At 56.6% G+C, this 3,376-nt stretch carries 3 protein-coding genes; 1 reads left to right on the forward strand and 2 read right to left on the reverse strand.

Translation table 11 applies throughout. The features are described from left to right. On the reverse strand, positions 1–460 hold a 460-nt coding region (locus tag AC1DUU_RS26930; protein WP_476786415.1), incomplete at its 3' end, for a PDDEXK family nuclease. Between the two features lie 623 nt (positions 461–1,083). After that, positions 1,084–1,446 (reverse strand): helix-turn-helix domain-containing protein, encoded by a 363-nt coding sequence (locus AC1DUU_RS26935; RefSeq protein ID WP_476786416.1) that lies wholly within the window; start codon positions 1,444–1,446, stop codon positions 1,084–1,086. Between the two features lie 953 nt (positions 1,447–2,399). Between AC1DUU_RS26935 and AC1DUU_RS26940 the strand changes: the two genes are divergently transcribed. Beyond that, the coding region (locus AC1DUU_RS26940; RefSeq protein WP_476786417.1) for an AraC family transcriptional regulator ligand-binding domain-containing protein at positions 2,400–3,376 on the forward strand (977 nt) is incomplete at its 3' end.

A 3,376-nucleotide genomic window follows, 5' to 3' on the forward strand; every position in this document is an offset into this window, starting at 1 on the left:
GTTGAAGGGTGTCGAGGATGCCACTTTTAGCAACCTGCTTCTCCGGTTTGATTGCAAACGCGTAGCGCCTGCCGCAATGAAGGCGCACCTCAAGGTCAAACCAATGATGGCGTCGACGCAGATCTCTGTCGAAGTACGGGATCGCAGGAGGTTGATCGCGAATTTCAGCAACGTCGGGACGTGCCATGAGAATGTACATTGCGTCGCGTTCCAGCGTGCTTTCGTAGTGCATTTCCCGATTGGTGCGAGGATTGACGATCGTGCCTCGGAAAGAGCTCCTGCTACGCAAGCTGAACTTTCGCGCAGCCAGCGACTCGGAAGGAGGAACCCACAGTTGGCCCGCCCGAGCAGTGGGAGAGGTCAGTTTGGCATTCATCATCTGTCGACCGTGTTTGCGGCGAGGCTGGCTCGATTCGCTTTCGGGGCGGCGTAGGTGAGGGGGCAGTTTTTTGTTCGACATGGCACAAATCTCCTGTTGTCGGCGCGCGATGGCGGCCGAGTGGTCTGAATTCGGAGATGGTTGAGATCTCCGCAGCGCTTGATCTGGATGAAAGTTCGAGCGTCAGACTGCTATTCGGAGCTGTGCTTGGGGTCCGCGGGAGGCGGCGATGGCGGATACTTTCATTTCATGCCTCCTTTGGCTGGCCGTTGTTGACGGCGGGTTGGAATGCCCAAATCTACGAGAGTTGGACGACAGGAATGCGCTGACGCGGGAGCGTCAGACGAGGCGACTAGACATGGCAAGGTCGGCCTGCGTGTTGAACGTCAACACGTTGAAGGCCAACGCCATATTTGGTGATGTTGAGGTGGGAGAACTGAGAACCGACGCTTCAGCATCGGTGAATCATACCGAAGCCGTTAGGCGGTCGTGCGGGCGTCCCACACAGTTATCGATATGATTTTCGCAGTCATTCTTAAGGTCCTGTCCTGCCCGAGCGAACGTCGGGAAGCGGCTTATGGCAGCGGCCAGAATATTTGGCAAGATCCAAAAACACAGCCGATCGAATATAGTTAATGGCCAAGCAGAGCAATACTCAGATGGAAGCCTACAAACAGGCCTCAATCAAACCAGCTGAAGGTGCGTTAGCCGTCCTCTTCGTCGCCCCACTCAAACGGCACCGAGTTCGAAGCGATCTTTTTGGGTCGAGCCCTGCGCCGCTCCCGTCCTTGCAAGCGAACACGTTCGATCGGGCGAATGGATGGGTCGGGGAGGAGCGATTCCAGATGAGACCTTAGCCCCAAGGCCAGCATCACGCGAACTACTGTGTCTATCGAAGAGGCAGAGCCTTTCTCAAGCCGCGCGACAGTGGCTTCTCCAATTCCAGCGGCCTCTGCCAACTGAGCTTGGGTCATATTCTTGGCTAGTCGATTAGACGCAAATCTGCGCCCAAGATTCCCCAGGATCTGGGTCGTTGATGCAACGGAGTAGTCTGTAGCAGCTGTCATATTTGATGCCTTATGGTCGCTGTGTGCTCTTTAACTATCACATTTGATCGATTATGGCAGCCAGCCTGTAGGCACGGCAAGCACCTGATGGCAAAGAGGCAGAGGATATGCCATTTATGTGGGGCATAGCTCGGAGGCATTCGTGAGGTCTACATGGAAGGCAAATCGGCGTCATGCTGGTCAGCAGGTGACTTCCAAAGGAGAGCCTATTGCCCGTCCTCTTCAAAGGAAGGCTCGATATTCGTTGGAAGAGCTCCTTGTTGGCTCCGAGGTCATGACGAGACTTAATGTGGGAGTTGCCTTCGCTCAGAATGGAGCCCCAGTAGGGGACGAATTATTCTGATCGTTAGGAATGGCCATCGCACTATTTGCCGCCGTGGTTCGGCCGTCCACGAGGCGGCCCATGCCGTGGCGCGCATTCATCTTGGAGTGGCCAGGCTCGCCTTTGATATGGGAAACGCGCTTCGGCTTGTCCGTGAATGCTCAAGTTCAGAAGATGGGGACGGACAACCCTCGTCCCAGCCGCGAGGTGAAGCAATGAGATGCCGAAGGCCCATGCCGCGTTAACTTCACAGCTCGGAGATGTTCAATACTCAGCGGCGAGGAACTAAAAACGTCGTGCCGCTACCGCTGACTGTCGTCTTCCACTCGACATTCTGCCTCTCCGTAGAATTCTGCTTAGCGGCGTCCTTTTCGACTTGCTATCGAACAGTGTGCTGGTCGAGCTCTACCCAATATGCCAAGTGGCCGAGCGGCATCCGATGCCGACCACAGCGCGTCGCATGAACCGGCACTGCAGACCGCCGACCCCCCCAACTCGGTCGCAGTGCCGTGCTTCGACACACCGAAAAGAATGCGTCTCGGCGGGGCCTTGTTACCGCGTTGATCGGCAGAGGTCTTGCTGCGTGACGTCAAACATTTGCGCTGAGCTGCCAGTCGGCTCATATTGCGGCATGGGTCGTTTGCGCGGCGGCGTCCCGGTGATCGGTGAAGCGCTGACAATTCGTCGGAGACCAACTGCGGTGCCATCCTCGATTGGCTTAGCGGCTCACTTGGCGGTCGCACTTCTCGAGTGTCGCGGCATAGACGCCGGTTCTTTACTCGCCCGGTCAAGCCTGTCTCGCGCCGCCCTGGAGGGCCGCCAACGTGTCAAGGTAAAGTCCGTGATCGACTTTCTTGAGCGGGCTTCCCAAGCATTGGGGAATGACTGGATAGGGCCAACTCTGGCGTCCGACTTCGACCTCCGCGAAATCGGGATGCTTTACTATGTAGCTGCATCATCGGAGCGGCTCGGTGATGCACTGAAACGCCTTGAGCGGTACGTGCGGATAGCCGATGAGGCATTGGTGGTACGGATAGCTCAAGGATCAGGCTGCCGCATTGGACTTTCTTATGTGGGGGTATCTCGTCACGACGACCGACATTTGATGGAGTGCCTTGCGGTCGGGATGTTGCGGCTCTGCCGTCAACTTGTCGGCTACAAGATTGTACCTCAGTCGGTGAGTTTCGTTCACCATCGCTCGGATGGCCGAAGAATGCAGCAGGTCCTGGGCTGCGACGTCAGCTTCGACGCATATGTCGATGAGATTTGCTTCGAGGCTGCGGTCATGGAGCTGCCTCTGGTTGGTTATGACCCTTATCTCAACGAGTTGATGGTGAAGAGCTGCGAGGACGCCATCGCGACACGGGCACCTAACATCAGCCCGTTTCGGACATTGGTCGAGAACACCATCGCGCCACTACTGCCGCACGGTGAAGCACAAGCAACGACGGTCGCACGTCGGCTTGGCCTTAGTGAGAGGACATTTGCCCGTAGGTTGTCAGCTGAAGGGTTGAGCTTTGGAGAAATCCTTGACCAATTACGGCGCGATCTGGCGGTGCGCTATCTCGGAGAAAACCTGCAAGCTTCTCAGATTGCCTGGCTACTCGG

This window comes from Aminobacter sp. P4_H6_2, from assembly GCF_056400805.1.

Bases quoted from the DNA above. Each gene is read 5' to 3' on its own strand.
- AC1DUU_RS26935 (WP_476786416.1), bottom strand. From the start codon at position 1,446: ATGACAGCTGCTACAGACTACTCCGTTGCATCAACGACCCAGATCCTG.